General features: G+C 42.0%; 15 protein-coding genes and 7 tRNA genes. 14 read left to right on the plus strand and 8 right to left on the minus strand.

What is annotated here, in order from left to right; genetic code table 11:
* A partial coding sequence (locus C8322_RS14555) for a transposase family protein (protein ID WP_228156495.1) occupies window positions 1-250 on the plus strand: 250 nt, incomplete at its 5' end.
* Between the two features lie 50 nt (window positions 251-300).
* Here the strand turns inward: C8322_RS14555 and C8322_RS06385 are convergent.
* Both C8322_RS06385 and C8322_RS06390 read right to left on the minus strand, forming a co-directional pair.
* Window positions 301-714, minus strand: a complete 414-nt coding sequence (locus C8322_RS06385; RefSeq protein ID WP_008304760.1) for a DUF6176 family protein — start codon at window positions 712-714, stop codon at window positions 301-303.
* Window positions 704-1,576 carry an ATP-binding protein gene (locus C8322_RS06390; protein WP_008304758.1) on the minus strand — a complete coding sequence of 291 codons (873 nt, stop codon included), beginning with the start codon at window positions 1,574-1,576 and terminating at the stop codon, window positions 704-706. Before C8322_RS06390 ends, C8322_RS06385 begins: the two co-directional genes overlap by 11 nt.
* A gap of 191 nt (window positions 1,577-1,767) precedes the next feature.
* Here C8322_RS06390 and C8322_RS06395 point away from each other — a divergent pair, with 191 nt between their 5' ends.
* The 9 genes from C8322_RS06395 to C8322_RS06435 all read left to right on the plus strand — a co-directional run bounded on the left by C8322_RS06395 (window position 1,768) and on the right by C8322_RS06435 (window position 5,721).
* A complete protein-coding gene (locus C8322_RS06395) occupies window positions 1,768-3,285 on the plus strand; it encodes a DUF3336 domain-containing protein (RefSeq protein WP_004812363.1) in 1,518 nt (505 codons plus the stop codon).
* On the plus strand, window positions 3,239-4,078 hold the full coding sequence (locus tag C8322_RS06400; protein ID WP_111810455.1) for a protein kinase domain-containing protein: 840 nt from the start codon (window positions 3,239-3,241) through the stop codon (window positions 4,076-4,078). Before C8322_RS06395 ends, C8322_RS06400 begins: the two co-directional genes overlap by 47 nt.
* Before the next feature lie 107 nt (window positions 4,079-4,185).
* A tRNA-Leu gene (locus C8322_RS06405) sits at window positions 4,186-4,270 on the plus strand.
* Between the two features lie 35 nt (window positions 4,271-4,305).
* Window positions 4,306-4,379 (plus strand) — tRNA-Trp (locus tag C8322_RS06410).
* 39 nt (window positions 4,380-4,418) lie between these two features.
* Window positions 4,419-4,503 (plus strand) — tRNA-Leu (locus C8322_RS06415).
* A gap of 483 nt (window positions 4,504-4,986) precedes the next feature.
* Window positions 4,987-5,072: transfer RNA gene (locus C8322_RS06420), tRNA-Leu, on the plus strand.
* 331 nt (window positions 5,073-5,403) lie between these two features.
* Window positions 5,404-5,488: transfer RNA gene (locus C8322_RS06425), tRNA-Leu, on the plus strand.
* A 35-nt stretch (window positions 5,489-5,523) separates the two neighbouring features.
* Window positions 5,524-5,597 (plus strand) — tRNA-Trp (locus C8322_RS06430).
* A gap of 39 nt (window positions 5,598-5,636) precedes the next feature.
* A tRNA-Leu gene (locus tag C8322_RS06435) sits at window positions 5,637-5,721 on the plus strand.
* Window positions 5,722-5,858: 137 nt separating this feature from the next.
* Here the strand turns inward: C8322_RS06435 and C8322_RS06440 are convergent.
* Window positions 5,859-6,062, minus strand: a complete 204-nt coding sequence (locus C8322_RS06440; protein WP_004812366.1) for a hypothetical protein — start codon at window positions 6,060-6,062, stop codon at window positions 5,859-5,861.
* A gap of 398 nt (window positions 6,063-6,460) precedes the next feature.
* Here C8322_RS06440 and C8322_RS06445 point away from each other — a divergent pair, with 398 nt between their 5' ends.
* Window positions 6,461-6,733: a hypothetical protein gene (locus C8322_RS06445; RefSeq protein WP_111810456.1), complete on the plus strand. Its 273-nt coding sequence runs from the start codon at window positions 6,461-6,463 to the stop codon at window positions 6,731-6,733.
* A gap of 9 nt (window positions 6,734-6,742) precedes the next feature.
* Here C8322_RS06445 and gloB read toward each other — a convergent pair whose 3' ends face one another.
* Together gloB and C8322_RS06455 are read right to left on the minus strand one after the other, a co-directional pair.
* On the minus strand, window positions 6,743-7,477 hold the full coding sequence (gene gloB, locus C8322_RS06450) for a hydroxyacylglutathione hydrolase (protein WP_005221654.1): 735 nt from the start codon (window positions 7,475-7,477) through the stop codon (window positions 6,743-6,745).
* Window positions 7,478-7,598: 121 nt separating this feature from the next.
* The gene (locus C8322_RS06455; RefSeq protein WP_005221656.1) at window positions 7,599-8,183 is read right to left on the minus strand and encodes a flavin reductase family protein; all 585 of its coding nucleotides are present in this window, start codon (window positions 8,181-8,183) and stop codon (window positions 7,599-7,601) included.
* A gap of 126 nt (window positions 8,184-8,309) precedes the next feature.
* Here C8322_RS06455 and C8322_RS06460 point away from each other — a divergent pair, with 126 nt between their 5' ends.
* Together C8322_RS06460 and C8322_RS06465 are read left to right on the plus strand one after the other, a co-directional pair.
* Complete coding sequence (locus C8322_RS06460; protein WP_008304751.1) at window positions 8,310-9,131, plus strand: PhzF family phenazine biosynthesis protein; 822 nt, start codon at window positions 8,310-8,312, stop codon at window positions 9,129-9,131.
* A 126-nt stretch (window positions 9,132-9,257) separates the two neighbouring features.
* A complete protein-coding gene (locus tag C8322_RS06465; RefSeq protein WP_111810457.1) occupies window positions 9,258-12,044 on the plus strand; it encodes a M16 family metallopeptidase in 2,787 nt (928 codons plus the stop codon).
* A 156-nt stretch (window positions 12,045-12,200) separates the two neighbouring features.
* Here C8322_RS06465 and C8322_RS06470 read toward each other — a convergent pair whose 3' ends face one another.
* Window positions 12,201-13,262 (minus strand): amidohydrolase family protein, encoded by a 1,062-nt coding sequence (locus C8322_RS06470; protein WP_108675929.1) that lies wholly within the window; start codon window positions 13,260-13,262, stop codon window positions 12,201-12,203.
* 122 nt (window positions 13,263-13,384) lie between these two features.
* A complete protein-coding gene (locus tag C8322_RS06475; protein ID WP_004812380.1) occupies window positions 13,385-13,786 on the minus strand; it encodes a DUF3144 domain-containing protein in 402 nt (133 codons plus the stop codon).
* 110 nt (window positions 13,787-13,896) lie between these two features.
* Between C8322_RS06475 and C8322_RS06480 the strand changes: the two genes are divergently transcribed.
* The gene (locus C8322_RS06480) at window positions 13,897-14,529 is read left to right on the plus strand and encodes a hypothetical protein (RefSeq protein ID WP_008304746.1); all 633 of its coding nucleotides are present in this window, start codon (window positions 13,897-13,899) and stop codon (window positions 14,527-14,529) included.
* A gap of 12 nt (window positions 14,530-14,541) precedes the next feature.
* On the opposite strand, the gene C8322_RS06485 is transcribed toward C8322_RS06480, so the two are convergent.
* Window positions 14,542-15,999, minus strand: coding sequence for a CYTH and CHAD domain-containing protein (locus C8322_RS06485; RefSeq protein WP_111810458.1), 1,458 nt, complete (start codon window positions 15,997-15,999; stop codon window positions 14,542-14,544).
* Window positions 16,000-16,156: the final 157 nt, after the last annotated feature.

A 16,156-nucleotide genomic window follows, 5' to 3' on the forward strand; every position in this document is an offset into this window, starting at 1 on the left:
AATTATATCGCTAAAAAAGCCTTTACAGATAGGTTTGTGCAACAAAGCCAAAAGACACTGTAAATTGGATCCTGAATTGAAAATCTATAATCAGGAAATCAATAAAAGAAGAATCGGAATTGAGCATGTATTTGGCAGCCTGAAAACCTTCAAAATCCTTGCTGAGCGTTATCGAAATAGAGGTAAAAGGCTTGGTTTGAGATTCAATTTAATCGCTGGAATCTACAACTTGGAACTGAGCAAAAAATGATTTATGAAAGAGGTCTATTATAAAACTCCTTAAATAGCCAGGGTAATAAATCAGGTCGCTGTAGTATCCAATAACAATTCAGCGGGATAAACCGCCTGCCATGAAGTTTTAAACTGTTTATGCACTTGGTCAATTGGGAAAGTACTGAGTTTTGCAATATTTTGCGCTTTTTGAATGTTGTCGGCGTGCATATATGCAATTAAATAGTCCTGACCATGAAGTTGCAGATAAAACCAGGACTCGACATGAACCTGTTCAGCCTTAAGCGTTTCAATTACTTCGTCTTGACGTGCTTTTAAAGTGCGCTGCCAGTCATGAACTTGCTGCATGTGTAAGGGCTTAAGTTGAATGAGAACTGCGCCGACATCCATAATTTTTATTTTCTTTTGAGTGTCATTATTATATAAATGATTTATATGAAAAAAGCGACCTAAACCGGTCGCTTTCAAGCTGTTAAGAGGCATTTAGTTGGGTTGAACCAATCCAGTGCTTGGAAAACTGATAGGCAGCACGTCCTGAACGTTGACCGCGTGCCTGACACCAGCGTAGGGCTTCAGCACGAGTTTCTGTAGTAAGTTCCATATCTGCTTGTATTAAATAATGTTCCACAATTTCCAGATAAAGATTTTGATCCATCGGGTAAAAAGATAGCCACATACCAAAACGGTCTGATAAAGAAATTTTCTCTTCGATCGCTTCTTGAGGATGTAATTCGGTATATTGCGGAACATCTACTTTAGTAACGGGCATATTTTCATGCATAAATTCTGGCAGTAAATGACGACGGTTACTGGTTGCATAAATCACAAAATTACTGGAACCGGATTGCAATGAACCATCTAATACACTTTTTAAACTACGGTAATTTTCATCTTCGGCATTAAAAGCCAGGTCATCACAATAGACAATGAACTTTTCCGGACGGTCAGCGATGAGTTTCTGGATTTCGGGCAGATCTGATAAATCATCACGTTCAATTTCAATCAGACGTAAGCCTTGATCAGCATATTCAGTGAGCAGGGCACGAACAATAGAGGACTTACCTGTACCACGCGAACCGGTGAGCAGTACATCATTGGCAGGCAGGTTATTTAGAAACTGTAAGGTATTCTGAATCACTTTCTCTTTTTGCTTTTCAATTCCTTTCAAATCAGCCAGTTGAATCGATCTCAGCTTATGAATTGGTTTGAGTTGGCCATCTTGCCATTTGTAGGCATAAGCAGAGAAATCCGGTACGGTTTTAACTTCCGGCAGGCTTTGCTGAAGCTGCTGAAGGACAGTGGAAAGGGTATTTAGAATATGGTCGGGTAAATCAATTGTAGCCATGATCTCGGATTACGCATTTAAATTATGCTCATGATACTACCACTGCAAAAAAAGCAGTCAAAGCTAGAAAAATGTTATAATTTGCCCAAGAAAGGAGATTTTTCGCTATTGTCCCGCACATATGATCTGCTTAATTTAAGTATGTGACAGATCTTGTAGCAGCAAAAATAAACATAAGGATCACGCATAGCATGTTGTTAACAGATTTTACTCATCAGATTAATCCTCATCAGGCTTATCGCATCAAGAAATTAAAGCAACAATTGCAAACTGCGGAAACTTATGAGGAGTGGAAATGCATTGCGTTAAAATTGGATGAAGAATCAGGTGCGCAGGAATGGAAGCTTGATAACTCTTCCGATTATTTTGATGCAGAAGTGATCTCTCATCGTCTGGGCAAACTTCGACGATACCGCCTGCAAAAGCGTACTCGTGATCTGATGCATATCTTGCGAGAAGGGCTCAGTTATGACATTGCCAATATCGCGCATCCTTTATTATTTATAGAAACTTATGTTGGCACTAAAAAAATTATTGAAGATTATGTTGAAGAAGTAAGTAAAGGACTGGCTTATATCGCTTCGCAAGAATGTGAATGTCTGACGCTCGAAGAAAAAATAGAATATTTCGAACGTTGCCAGCGTGCTTATGGTCAGCCAGCGCTGATGTTTTCTGGCGGTTCAACGCTGGGACTATTTCATACTGGTGTGTGTAAGGCGTTAATGGAACAGGATTTGATGCCGAAAGTGGTATCGGGTTCGAGTGCTGGTGCCATCATGACAGCCATGTTGGGGGTATCCAAGCCATCTGAATATCCAGATATTCTTCAGGGACACAATTTCTTTAATGAGGCCTTTCATTTTCGGAATTTCCGTGAGTTGATGAAGGGTAATGGCGGTCTGGCAGATGTGAAATACCTAAAAAAATTCCTGATTGAAAATTTAGGTAATCTCACTTTTGATGAAGCCCTTAAAAAATCAGGCTTACATATTAATGTTGCCGTTGCACCTTATGATGCGACTCAAGATGCACGGATTATGAATGCTTATACTGCACCGGATCTATTGGTCTGGAGTGCAGTACTCGCATCCTGTGCTGTACCGATTCTATTTCCACCTGTGCGCCTGACCAGTAAGCGCAATGATGGCAAATTCACACCCTATATGTCCTCGACACGTTGGGTCGATGGTAGTGTACGCAGTGATTTTCCACAGGAGAAAATGGCACGGCTGTACAATATTAACTATACCATCGCCAGTCAGGTAAACCCGCACATTGTGCCTTTCATGCAGGACGATGCAGCCCGATTCCGTAAGGATATGCTGAGCTGGCCACAACGAATTGCACGACGCCAAGGCAAGGTGTTTGCCAAAGGCATGATGGACTTTACTCGTGAGCGGGTGGGAAGTGTACCGCCTGTACGCCGTTTGCTGGATCATGGTTATGGTGTAGTCGATCAGCGTTATTATGGTGATGTGAATATTGTCGGCAAATATGGTCTGCGTCATTATACTTATATGTTGCAAAACCCACGTCCACACCTGTTTAAAATCCTGCAACGTGAAGGCGAACGTGCCACCTGGCCGAAAATCTCCATGATTGAAACCCAGGAGCGGGTAGGGAAAACCATACAGCATTGTCTGGAACTTTTAACCTATCAACATGCACCTGAACAGCAGAAAGAAGAATATATTCCAGTTGATATCTAGTCATGACCTAAACCAGATAAAATTTGAACTCAACACAAAGCCGCGAAGTCTGGCTTTTGGCCGTCGGCTCTATAAAGGTAGCTTAGGTGAAGAAATTTACTGGCTTAAGGTGCAAGCGAAAAACTCAACTGTATATAGTCAGCGTAGTTTTGAAAATGAATTCGGTTTTTATCAGGCGCTTTCTACTAACTCAAAAGCTAAATTTCTGGCGCCGCATTTACTGATTAATTCAGAGATCACTATTGCTGGTGAAATTTTTCAACAGGGCATCTTGCTACAGGATTGTCCTTCTCATTTTGCGATTGATCCGGCTGATTTAAGCGTGTCTGAGATTCAGAAACATTTGCTTGCAGCCTTGGATGCTGTGATGCAGTTATATCAATATGGTTATCTCCATCATGATTTAAAAGCAGAACATTTTGTCCAGTGCAACGGGCGGGTCTGTCTGATTGATTTTGAACACGCATATCGAATCTCGGATGAATCACCTCCAACATTAGATGCAACACCACGTTATATGGCGCCAGAATTATTTCACGCCGAAGCAAAAACGATTCAATCGGATATTTATGCATTAGGAATCATCTGGCTGGAATGGTTAAGTCAGAGACGACTTGGTGCTGGAAATTATGAGGACTGGGCTTATCTACACTGTCAACGATTGGAAATTAATCTTCCAGAAAAATTTAGGTCTTTTAAAACTGTGTTAAAAGGCATGCTTGCTCGGCATAAGTCGGCTAGGGTTGCTGATTTTGAAGAGATTAAAGCTGTTTTGTTAATTGTAATCGACTGATAAAAATACAAAAATCAATACTTTGTTTTTTATTTAATCAAATGATAAGCGTTTTATGAAAAAGTTCTTGTCAGGCTAAAATGATCTCTATAATATACACAGCCATCGGGGACGTGGCGAAATTGGTAGACGCACTGGATTTAGGTTCCAGCGCCGCGAGGTGTGAGAGTTCGAGTCTCTCCGTCCCCACCAAATTTACTTATGAGAATGAGTAGAGATGGTCGAGTAGAGGATTGGTGTAATGGTAGCATGACGGTCTCCAAAACCGTTCGTCAAGGTTCGAATCCTTGATCCTCTGCCATTAAAGTTTGAGAAATCCAGCGATAAGTTGGTACCCGATGGGGACGTGGCGAAATTGGTAGACGCACTGGATTTAGGTTCCAGCGCCGCGAGGTGTGAGAGTTCGAGTCTCTCCGTCCCCACCACTCAAAAGAGACAAGGTTGATGCCTTGTTTTTTTTCGCCTGAAATTTAACGGCAAGCTTTCCTCTCTGATTCGGTCTTTGAAAAAAACATACGGTTCTTTTAAACTCTATATCAATCATCTAGAAAAAAGCCAAAGAGTTTAATGCATAAAAAGATAACTCTTGCTCATTTGGAGATAGAAAAGGGTAGCCAGTTTTTATAAGGAATCTAGTTGGTAAAAAGAGCCAAGATTTATTATTTTTTAAATCATAGAATTAATAATGATTGACCATATGTATTATTACTTATTTAAGCGCACTCAAAATGGGCAATTGAAAAAATCTGAATGAATAAAAGTTTTTGGATCAAATTGTTTTTAATTTTTAAAATCTGACTATCAAAATGCTTGGATAAGTTAATTGCTTAATTTTTGATTAAATAAGGCTTTATTGCTTATTTAAGCGCTTGTCAATAAAGCTTGATCTCTATAATATACAGTTCAGCGGGGATATGGCGGAATTGGTAGACGCACTGTGTTCAGGTCGCAGCGCCTTCTGGGCGTGAGAGTTCGAGTCTCTCTATCCCCACCAGATTTTAAAAAACAAGGTTGAATACCTTGTTTTTTTTTGCCTGAAATTTGGCAGGGTAGATGAATGAGTCTTTATTAGACCAAGTGATTGGAATCGAAACGATAAAGAAACTTCTGATTCGCTATAGTTAAGTGAACGAGCTGAGGAGACAGAAAAATGATTGTAATGAATCGATTTATAGAAAAAGAATAAAAATGATGCATTTCTCTGTATTAATTTGATGAAAAATAAAAAAATAGATTTAACTGCTTAATTTATAGCAGATTAGACTCTAATTGCTTGTAAAGTGGCTTGTCAAAGGGAAATGATCTCTATAATATACACAGCCATCGGGGACGTGGCGAAATTGGTAGACGCACTGGATTTAGGTTCCAGCGCCGCGAGGTGTGAGAGTTCGAGTCTCTCCGTCCCCACCAAATTTACTTATGAGAATGAGTAGAGATGGTCGAGTAGAGGATTGGTGTAATGGTAGCATGACGGTCTCCAAAACCGTTCGTCAAGGTTCGAATCCTTGATCCTCTGCCATTAAAGTTTGAGAAATCCAGCGATAAGTTGGTACCCGATGGGGACGTGGCGAAATTGGTAGACGCACTGGATTTAGGTTCCAGCGCCGCGAGGTGTGAGAGTTCGAGTCTCTCCGTCCCCACCACTCAAAAGAGACAAGGTTGATGCCTTGTTTTTTTTCGCCTGAAATTTTATAGCTATAAAAAAAGCCCATCGAAATGGGCTAGCTTGGCGTTAACTTAAGATGTTTGAATTGATCTTTCGCGTTAAAAGTAACGCAAATTAAGCCTTCAAATGGTCTTCGAATTCTTCACCCAATTGCATCGCAAGGGTATTGCCAGAGAGATCACAGGTCACCAGACCGTATTCTTTTTTAAAACTAAATGTAAAACCACGGTTGTCTGCCAAGGTACGTACGGAATACCCCAATTTTTCAAGCCATAGACGGAATGCCAGAAGATTTTTTGCTTTCACCACTTTTTTCACGAGATAACTCCTTCATCACTGTTCCTTAATAAATTAGGGTGAATAAAAAATTTTTAAAGGGGCAAATTTTAAAAATTCTTTAAATTTCCTGAAAATGCTTTTTTTATAGACAAATAATTGGATGAACTTTCACTAATAAATAGCTAAATTTATGATTTATGAATGCTTTTGGATGTTGTAACTAAATATTAGAAATCGCACTCTGATTGACTGAAATTTACGCATTATAAAGTTTTGAGTATGTTGCAACTAGGGGGAGTCTACAACTGGTCGAATTGTTATTCATTTCAATTTGGGTAGAGATTGCAGCAATCATCTGGTTGACCATTTTTTGCAATAAGTGGTCCTCGATCAATGTGTAGAATAATTTATACTTGCAAAAAATAGTGAGTCTGAATATGACACAAGTAAATATTGAACAGTATGTAAAGGATTGCATTGAACGTATGCAGCAAGAGGATCAGACACCGGTTGCTGTCATGTTGGGACATGAGGACTGGATTGAATTTACCGTACAGTCTCAAGTGGCATATACGCCATTCGGGAGCGCAAGACGTTATCAGCCAGCACTGGGCGGTTTATTACTGGTTCGGGTGGATGAAATTCATGCTTTACGCGTTGTGACCCAAGCAGAGCTGGATGCCTACGCGCAAAGCAATCAGATTCTATAAAAACCCTAATTAGAAATTGTCTTTCAAGGTTCTTAAACGGGCAAATTCTTCAACGCTGTCTGCACGCAAGAAAGGATTGGTTTTAAGTTCAATTTCAATCGTGCTGGGTAAGGTGCATTGGCCTAGCATTCTCAGACGTTCAACCTGTTCATGGCGCTCCTGAATTTCCAGATTATCCGGTTCTGCATGCAGTGCAAACTGGGCATTGGAAAGTGTATATTCATGTGTACAGTACACCTTGGTGCGCGGGGGTAATGCAGCCAGACGGGATAGAGAGTGGTACATCTGTTCAAAAGTACCTTCAAACACCCGTCCACAGCCCATTGCAAACAGGGTATCACCGCAGAACAGCACATCTAGCGCATCGATAAAGTAGACAATGTGGCCTAAAGTGTGTCCCGGTACACTGATGATGCTGACATCGATACCATGAAAATTGAATTCATCTTCATGCTCTAGAGGATGGCTGATGAATGGAATTTTACTCAATTCCTCACGAGGACCATATACCGGAATGTTTTTATCCTGAATCAGTTCAGGAACACCGCCAATATGGTCTTTATGCCAATGGGTTAACCAGATCTGCGCCAGTTCCAGCCTATACTGCTGGCAATATTCCTGTACCAGACCAGCTTCCGTGGGATCAACAGCCACGACCTGTTTGGAGTCTGTATGTTCCAGCAGCCAGATATAGTTCTGTAAGATATTTTTGACGTCTATACAGTGAATTTTGAAAGGCATCATTTCAGTTAAACCGTTTGAAGTTATTTAGTAAATTAGCATAATTACCCGGCATATGCAGATGCTGGATCGATGTTTATGGATGATTCATGTATCTGATTTTAAGAGTGTATAGGTTGGGTGATCAGTCTATATCATCCGCTGAAACCGGATCACCAATGCTATAAAAATGCCCCCCTGCAATATGGTGAATGCTGCGCCATTCACGCTCCACGTCCTGATAATACCAGTGTCCATCACGGAACACGCGCTCGTCAGCATAAGCCGTAATGACCTTGCCAATAAACAGGTCATGAGTTTGCTGATTATGGGGTTCAGGAATCAGTTCACACAGCAGCCAGGCTGCACAACCCCTTACAACCGGAATGTCTGACTGATCAAACTGGAACAGTTCCACACCACATTGTTCTAACTTATCGGGTTGATCATGCATGCTGATCGTTCCAACGGCTTGCACCATGTTCAGCTGTTTAAGCGTGGGAACTTGCAAAGCAAAGTAACCAGAATTTTCAATAATTTTGCGGGTTTTGGTACTTTTATCTAAAACTACAGTGACTTTGGCTGGCTGGAATTCTAGTGCACAAGCCCAGGCTGCGGCCATAACATCCGTATTTTCCTGATCCTGGGCAGAAACCAGCACCGTTGGACCATGATTGAGCAAACGATAGGATTTTTCCAAGGGTACAGCTTTCAGATGGGGATTAGACATTGCAAACCTTAAAATAAACAAATGTACGTGCTAAAAATTATGCACTTATTGGCTTATTAACATATATAAATTTTTTTGGCGAAAAAAGCTTTTAAACTAAAGCGCTAAACAAAAGGAGTTTAAGCAATGAAAATGTATCAAGTGGATGCGTTCACTACGGAGCTATTCAAGGGCAATCCCGCTGCGGTGATTGTGCAGGATGAGTGGCTGGATGAGAGCCTGATGCAAAACATTGCGCTGGAAAATAATTTATCTGAAACTGCCTTTGTGAAGACCATTGATGCAGAAAACTATGAAATTCGCTGGTTTACGCCAACGAAAGAAGTTGATTTCTGTGGGCATGCAACCTTGGCCAGCAGCTTTGTATTATTTCTGGATTATACCTCGCATAAAACCATTCGATTTCATGTAAAAAATCTCGGTATTTTTATAGTTAGTCAAGATGAAGATGGCAAAATCCGTATGAACTTCCCGATCCGTCGGGCAGTTTTGGTCGATGAATATCCTGCTATGTTGCGTGGAGCTTTGACCAAATCTTTTAAAAATGTCTATTTAAATGAACAGGCCTATATTATCGAATATGAGTCGGTACAGGATGTGCTGGATGAGGCTCCGGATTTTGAATTACTGAAACAGGTCAATGATCGCCGTACCGCGATTACTGCGACTGGCGCATTGCTGGATGTCGCCTTAACGGCGGGTGCAGAACAGTATGACTGTGTATCGCGTTATTTCGCGCCAAGTAATGGTATTAATGAAGATCCGGTGACGGGTTCAATTCATACCGGAATCGTACCGATCTGGGCAGAAAAACTCGGAAAACAGCAGCTGGTTGTTTATCAGGGATCAAGCCGGGGTGGTGTGCTGTATTGTGAGATACAGGATAATGACCGGATTGAAATTTCAGGTTATGGCAAGCTGTATATGAAAGCTGAAATTCTGCTTTAATCAGATAGAATATCTAAAAGCTGTTGTGAACAGCAGCTTTTATAAAAATACAACTCACAACAAGAGAGTCATTCTCTATGATGTTCACTGAATAAAAAGTTCATGTTTAAATTTGCTGGATCCAGAATGTCACTACGTTTTAAAAAATTAACACTTTCCATGTTTTTAATGGGCGCAGCGACGCTCAGTTTTGCTCAACCGGTATTGGTAAAAACAGAACAAAATATTGAAGAATATAAACTGGATAATGGTTTAAGAATTGTCCTTGCACCAAATGACAAAGAAAATAAGACTTTTATGAATACGGTCTATTTCACCGGTTCATTGAACGATCCGCAGGGGAAGGGTGGTCTGGCACATCTATTAGAACATTTAGCCTTTAAAGGGACTGAAAATATTAAAGGCGATGAATTTCAGCGTCGTCTGGATCAGTACACACTCTCATCGAATGCCAGTACGGATTATTATTCCACCAAATATACCAATCTGGTTCGCCCTGAAAGCACTGCACTGGCTGCGGTAATTCAGCTTGAAGCAGAACGGATGGATAAGCTGGTACTGCAAGAAAAATATGTGCCAACTGAAATTGATATTGTTAAACGTGAACGTGAAATCCGTCTGGATCAGCCATTTTCAGTATTGATGGATCAAATCTTTAAATCGGCTTATGGTAACCAGCATCTCGGTCGTCTGCCAATTGGCGATTTAAACGAACTGCAATCGATCAATATGCAGGAACTGAATCAATTCTACCGGACCTGGTATGCACCAAATAATGCCTATATGGTAATTTCAGGCAAGTTCGACAAGAAACAGGTACTGAAATATATTGATCAGCATTTTAGTCCAATCAAGGCACGTTCTGTACCAGAACAGCCGAAAGTACCAGAGTTAAGTCCTGAAAAGATTAAACAGCGTGAGTTTACTGTGGCCAAAGGCAGTGATTTTGCCAAATTCAATATCTATCTGAACCGTTCAGAAGTAGCTAAGCAGAACGCATTATCGGTAACACCAACGCTATACACCTTGCAGCCGAGCGGGCATCTGTATCAGGGGGTTGTCGAGCAGGGAACAGCGACAGCTGTACAGTCTGCTACCTGGCTAGATAAGGACTTCAATATGGTCTTCATGGGGGCAGTCTATGCGCCAAATCATGATGCGAAAAAGGTCGAACAGGCGTTGCAGAATGGTGTCGAGCAGGGTAAAGGTTTTAATGAAACTGAGCTGAACCGGGTTAAAAATATGAGCCGCAATGCCGCTGAGAACATTAAAAATAATGCAGCAGCACTAGGTTCACGCCTGAGTGATTATATTGCATCTTCGAATGGAGACTGGAGCAAATATTTTAAGGATCTGAATGCAATTCAAAACCTGACTGTGGCAGATGCTAACGCTATCTATAAAGATTTTTTTAAGGCGGAATACCGCATTCAGGGCAATATTGTACCTACGCCTGAAGATCAGAAAAAAGCCAAACAGCAAGAGCAGTTTGCAGCAGCCAAACCAACCCTGGATCAACAACCTGTCACTGAAGAACCATTAAAAGATGTTTCGGTTTATCAGACTGAAGTAAAGCAGTACGTAAAGGAATCTAGAAAGCTACTGGCCAGCAAAGAAAAGCAGATCCAGCGTGGCAAACTGCAAAATGGCATTCAGTATGCTTTGTTCCCCACCCAGACCCGCGATGACAAAGTCTACTCGACGATTGCCCTTGATTTTGGTACAGCTGAAACACTCAAGCATAAAGGGGAATTGCTGGATCTGATGGCTTACTTGATCATGCGAGCTTCTGAGACTCAGAGCCTGCAACAGATTTCAGACAAAACTATTGAAGTGGGTGGCTCGGCCAATGTCAGTGCATCAGGCAATGGCCTGAATATTTCGATTTCAGCCAAGAAAGAATATTTTGAAGAATATTTTAAATACATTCTAAATGTATTGAAAAATCCGACTTTTGAGCAGAGCCAGTTTGATCTGATCAAGTCTCAGTCTTTGTCCAGCTTAGACCGTCCTTATACAGAACCGGATACGGTGACCAGTCTGACTTTTGCGCGTCTGCTCGAGCGTTATGAGCCGGGAGATTTACGTTATCATTTTGAGCCTGACTTGGCTAAACAGCAGATCAACGCAGCGACGCGTGAACAGGTCCAGCAACTGTATCAACGTTTCTTTAAAACCCATCATGCCCGCGTTGCGGTCACTGGTGAATTTAAGCCTAAGGCGATGCAGACGCTGATCAAGCAGGAATTTGAGGGCTGGAAGAGTAATGAGCCTTATGCCCGCCTCAAGTCTGAATATGTCGCGCGTACTGCTGAAAGGGTACATGCATTATCGGAACAGCGCGAGTTTGGCAGCTATGTCGCCGCCATTTCAATTCCGGTGGGTTCAGATCATCCAGATGTACCTGCATTACTGGTATTAAGATACATTTTGGGTGATTCACAACTGTCTTCTCGTCTGGCACAGGAATTACGTGAAAAGAATGCCTTGGTCTATGGCTTTAGTGCCAATGTAGATTTCGCTGAATGGGACAATGCCGGTGCCTTGGCCTTTGGCGCAAACTATACCGCAGGACGCTCTGGCCAAGTATCGGATTCAATACGTAAGGTAATTGCTGAGCTACGTAGCAAAGGTGTCACTGCACAAGAAGTCGAAGCTGCAAAAGCCAGTATTCTGAAAAAACGTGTCACAGCACTGGAAGATGATCGCCGTATTCATAGCATGCTGGTGCCTCAGCTGGAACGGAACCGTGACCTGAATTATCGTCAGAAACGTGACCGCGCGGTGGCAGCCTTAACCAAAGCAGATATCGATGCAGTGATTCAGAAGTATCTGAATACCGATCAGCTGGTAGAAGTGATGTCGGATCAATATGGGCAGCCAGTAAATCAGACCACGCTTACGAAACGTTAAATCTGTCTAATTCTGATAAAATTGACTAAAAAACCTCCTCAATACAGGAGGTTTTTTTATAAGGAAGGGAAATGTTTATTCTTTAATAGTAGTAAATATCTTCCATAAGGTGAAAAGTAATGGATATTCCATAATTTCTGGCCATTTTCTCAACCTTTAAAGCCGGTAAAAACCTTTAGCATTGTCATAAAAAACAGATTTTAAAGCATTTTCATCATGACTATGTACGATATCGCTAAAGGCATCAATGATATCAACTAGATTTGCACTGACCCGATCCATCGGAAAATTGGAGGCAAACATGGCACGATCCGTTCCAAAGCATTTTAGGGCATGCTGAATTAGAGGTGTTGCAAGTTCAATCAGCTGTGCTTTGGAAGCTAATTGTCGCTGCTGATGAAAATGATGACCCAGCACTGGCATAAATAGCGCAGAGATTTTGGTCATGACATTCGGACATTCTGCCAGTTTGGCCAGATCTGTTTGCCAGTTTTCTAGAATCCGTTGCCTTTCCTGTGCAGTTTTTCCGGTACCTTTACCCACTGTGCCAAATAGTCCAACAGGTGTGCCGAGATGATCCAGAACAATCGGTGTTTCAGGGAAAGTCTTGGCAAGATGAATCACATCAGAAATCTGGGTGGAATAGACCCAGGCATCAAAACTCAGCCCGGCTTTGGCCAGATGTTCAAACCCTTTCAGGAATTTTTTATTAAGGTACAAATGGGGTTCATCAGCCCAGGCATGCACGCCTTTATCCGGATGCACGGAAGCCATTTTACGGATCCCACGAAACTTGGGCGAAACTTCCTGATGGAGTTGCAGTAATTTTTTAAAGTCTTTCCTGCGTGGATCCGCCGTAGCCACAATTGCACCTAATGCCAGATCGTGTGCCTGAAAAGGCAGACCGGCTACAAATCGGGTTTCATTCACGACACCTGTGCCTTTGTGTTCATGCCAGCCAGCTTCAATATGTACCACCTGTTCAACCTGATAACGACCAATATCCTGTTTATAATGGGCAGGTAAATAAGGTGCGGTAATGTGTTCAGTCAGGCCTATCGTTTCAATAATTGGTTTGGGATTCAGGAGGCGCACCATACGGTCCAGCAGGCGAGGATGCTTACCAAACAGTTTGACTGCCAGTGCTGCCGCATGAGGGGTGTGATAGGGATCCCACTGATGGATATGTGGGTCGATAATGGGGAAGCTAAGCTGCATGACTTTCCTTGTTGTTATTGGAATTATTCTTATTGCTATATAGAAGTAAAATAATACGGGCGTCAATGCAAAAAGTTGATCTAAAAATGCCAGGTATAAAAAAAGCCCCGAAGGGCTGAGCATTAATGATCGTGGTCATGATCATGTTTATGCTTGTTAGCATGGAATTCTTCGTTATGACGGAAGCGCAAATAGTTTTCGAACTGCTCGCAGTATTCATCATAATTGTCTTCCAGCATCATCTGGAACTGCTGAAGAATGTAAGACATCACCTGATCTTTGGCATCACGCATTTCATTGCCGTCTTTGAAATTGTTGGCTGCCACCCAGGTATTAAAACGGGCAGTTGCAAACAGCATCGAAGCGCTGACTTGACCACGCTTTTCTGCAGGATTGTCCTGAGAGCCTTTTTCTACGCGGCTAAACTCATTGGCTTGCTTGATAAATTCATCAGCACGTTCAAAGAATGCAGCATTTAACGCTTCTTCTTCGGTTACATCGGTCGCTTCAATCTTTTGAACCATGAATTTTTCCTGACACTAAAATCTTAATCGACTTATTATAGGCAAAGCCTTGCAGAAACTAAACCTTTGCCTTAATCTAAAAATAGCCTAAGCATAAAAATGTGATTCCCATGCAAGATGCAATTGCTGTACAAAGCCTAAAAAGTGACATTGCCTTATTACGCCAAAATATCTGGCCACCAGTCAATCTGACCAATGTTGAAGGACTACCAATTTATTATGGCAGCAAGTCGCAGGTGGAAGAATATTATCATCAGTGGACGGGTCTGATTGAAAGGGCGCAGGATCTGTTTCAGCCTTTTATGGAAGATGAAGTGCTGGATGCAGTTCATCTGCCTAGCCATTTAAATCTGCCATTATTCTATTTTCATGTCGATCGTATCCGGATCAATAAAACCCGCGCCAAAGAATCAAAAACTTTTCGCGGCATTGCCAGTCTGGTAGAAAAATGCGGTCAATTCGAGCCGGCACAGATTCAGGCGATGCAACGCTGGCTAGACAGTGATGAGACAGCAGCGCTGGTGGCACATCGGGAATTTGTCGATTTACGCACTTATGTGTTCCAGCATGGGCAAAGTGAATATACCCGGACTCGATTCTATGTGAATGGTATTGTTCTGAGCGTAGAGCAGAATTTCGAACTGGTAGATGCACGAGATAAGCCACGTAAACAGCGCAGTGACAGTTATAACGATCCGCTTGCCGATAACAATATCTGGAAAGTTTACGGTAAATATCGTTAAGTATTTACTGATCTATTTCTTCCAGAAAGGCTGTACCTGGGCAAATTGCTGTAACTCTGCCTGAATTTCCTTTTGCAGGCGCTGTTGCTCCGCATGTAACCAGCCCAGCACAAACCATGCTTTAGGCTTTCGTTTCACATAAGGTTGATATAGGCTTTCTGCAACATGCAGGTCATTATATTGACCCAGGCTTTCCTGTAGCGGTTTTAACGCTTTAAGATAATTTTTCACCTGTTTGGCTGGAAACAGGTTTTGCAGAAATTCGATGTTATAGCGTAAACGCTTGACCCGCTTACGGGTACGATGCTGATCTTCAATTGCCAGCTCACAAAACTGTTCAGCATCGGCACAGATCTGCTGATGTAATTTGCCTAGACGCTTATACAGCATACGAATATCTGTAGCGACCTGTTTAGGTTCAGCCTCACTATAACGCAGTAAGTCCAGTATCAGATAATTGGTTTCTGGTTCCCGGAATAACTGTTCTACATCGACATTTTCTTCTGTTGCCGGTGGTAAGCTCAGAATCGGTGATCCGGCAGCTTCAAGTTGTGGCAATAAGCTTTCTGCCAAGGCATCGCGATCACGTGCTGCACCGAGTTGCTGAAAAAGCTCAGTCAGTTGCTCCACCCAAATAGGAGGAATTTCTAGCTCATCGACATTAAAAAAGCGTAAGGCACTGCGCAGACGACGGATAGCGACCCGAGCTTGATGGATATGTTCACTATTATAATATTCAGTAGATAGCGCCGTTGCATTAGGAAGTAGGTGCTGCAAAGTATTTCTAATAATTTTCTGCAACATGCCATGTAAGTTATCATCCTTGCCTAATACCAGCGGCAGTTGATGTTGAGCAGGTGTAATGCTGCTGCCTTCAAGCAAAGCATAGCCACGATCTGACTTGCTACGGCTGTCTAGCCATAAGTCATAACGTTGGATCCAGGGTTGTACAAATTCGATCAGTTCACTCAGCTGTCCCTGTTTGAGTTCAAATTCCAGCTCATAAATGGCAATAAATTCTGTACCATGCCGGATTTCACCTTGATCAAAAGCAATTTCAATCACACTGTTTTTATAGTTTTCTACATGAATAGAACGTTGCACTTCAGTTTCAAATTGCAGATGTAAAGGAATTTTTAGTGACCCTAATGCTTCTTTGAGCAGTTCACTGACTTCAGGATAATTTTTATAGTGTTTAAGGTCACATTGTTCAGGCTGTTCTTTTCCTAACTCAAATTCCACCTCCAGACGTTCAAAAGGCTGTTTCCCAGGAGCTTTAAGGGTCTGTAGCCAGATTTCATTTTCTAGGCGCTGCCGTAAAGCAATGCCATGCTCGCGCAGCTGTAACTCAGTCGTATCAAAATAACGAGCCCAGAGATGATTACGCACTAGCGTTAAACTGATGAAGTCTTGTTGCAGCTGTGCGTGCATGTGGGAGGGGACTTGAAATTTGAGTTCGATTTCTGCCATCGGGTGCTCCTCCTCGATACGGCGTCTAATAATTATAATAGTGAATATAGCCCAAAGCGTTTGGAAAAGATAAGCTGCAAATGCAACAAAAAAGCACCTCTGCGACTGAAGTGCTTTAGGATAGATTTTCTACAACTGCAATAAAACTTGATAAAGC

This window comes from Acinetobacter sp. SM1B (genome assembly GCF_003289665.1).
GTDB lineage: Bacteria > Pseudomonadota > Gammaproteobacteria > Pseudomonadales > Moraxellaceae > Acinetobacter > Acinetobacter schindleri.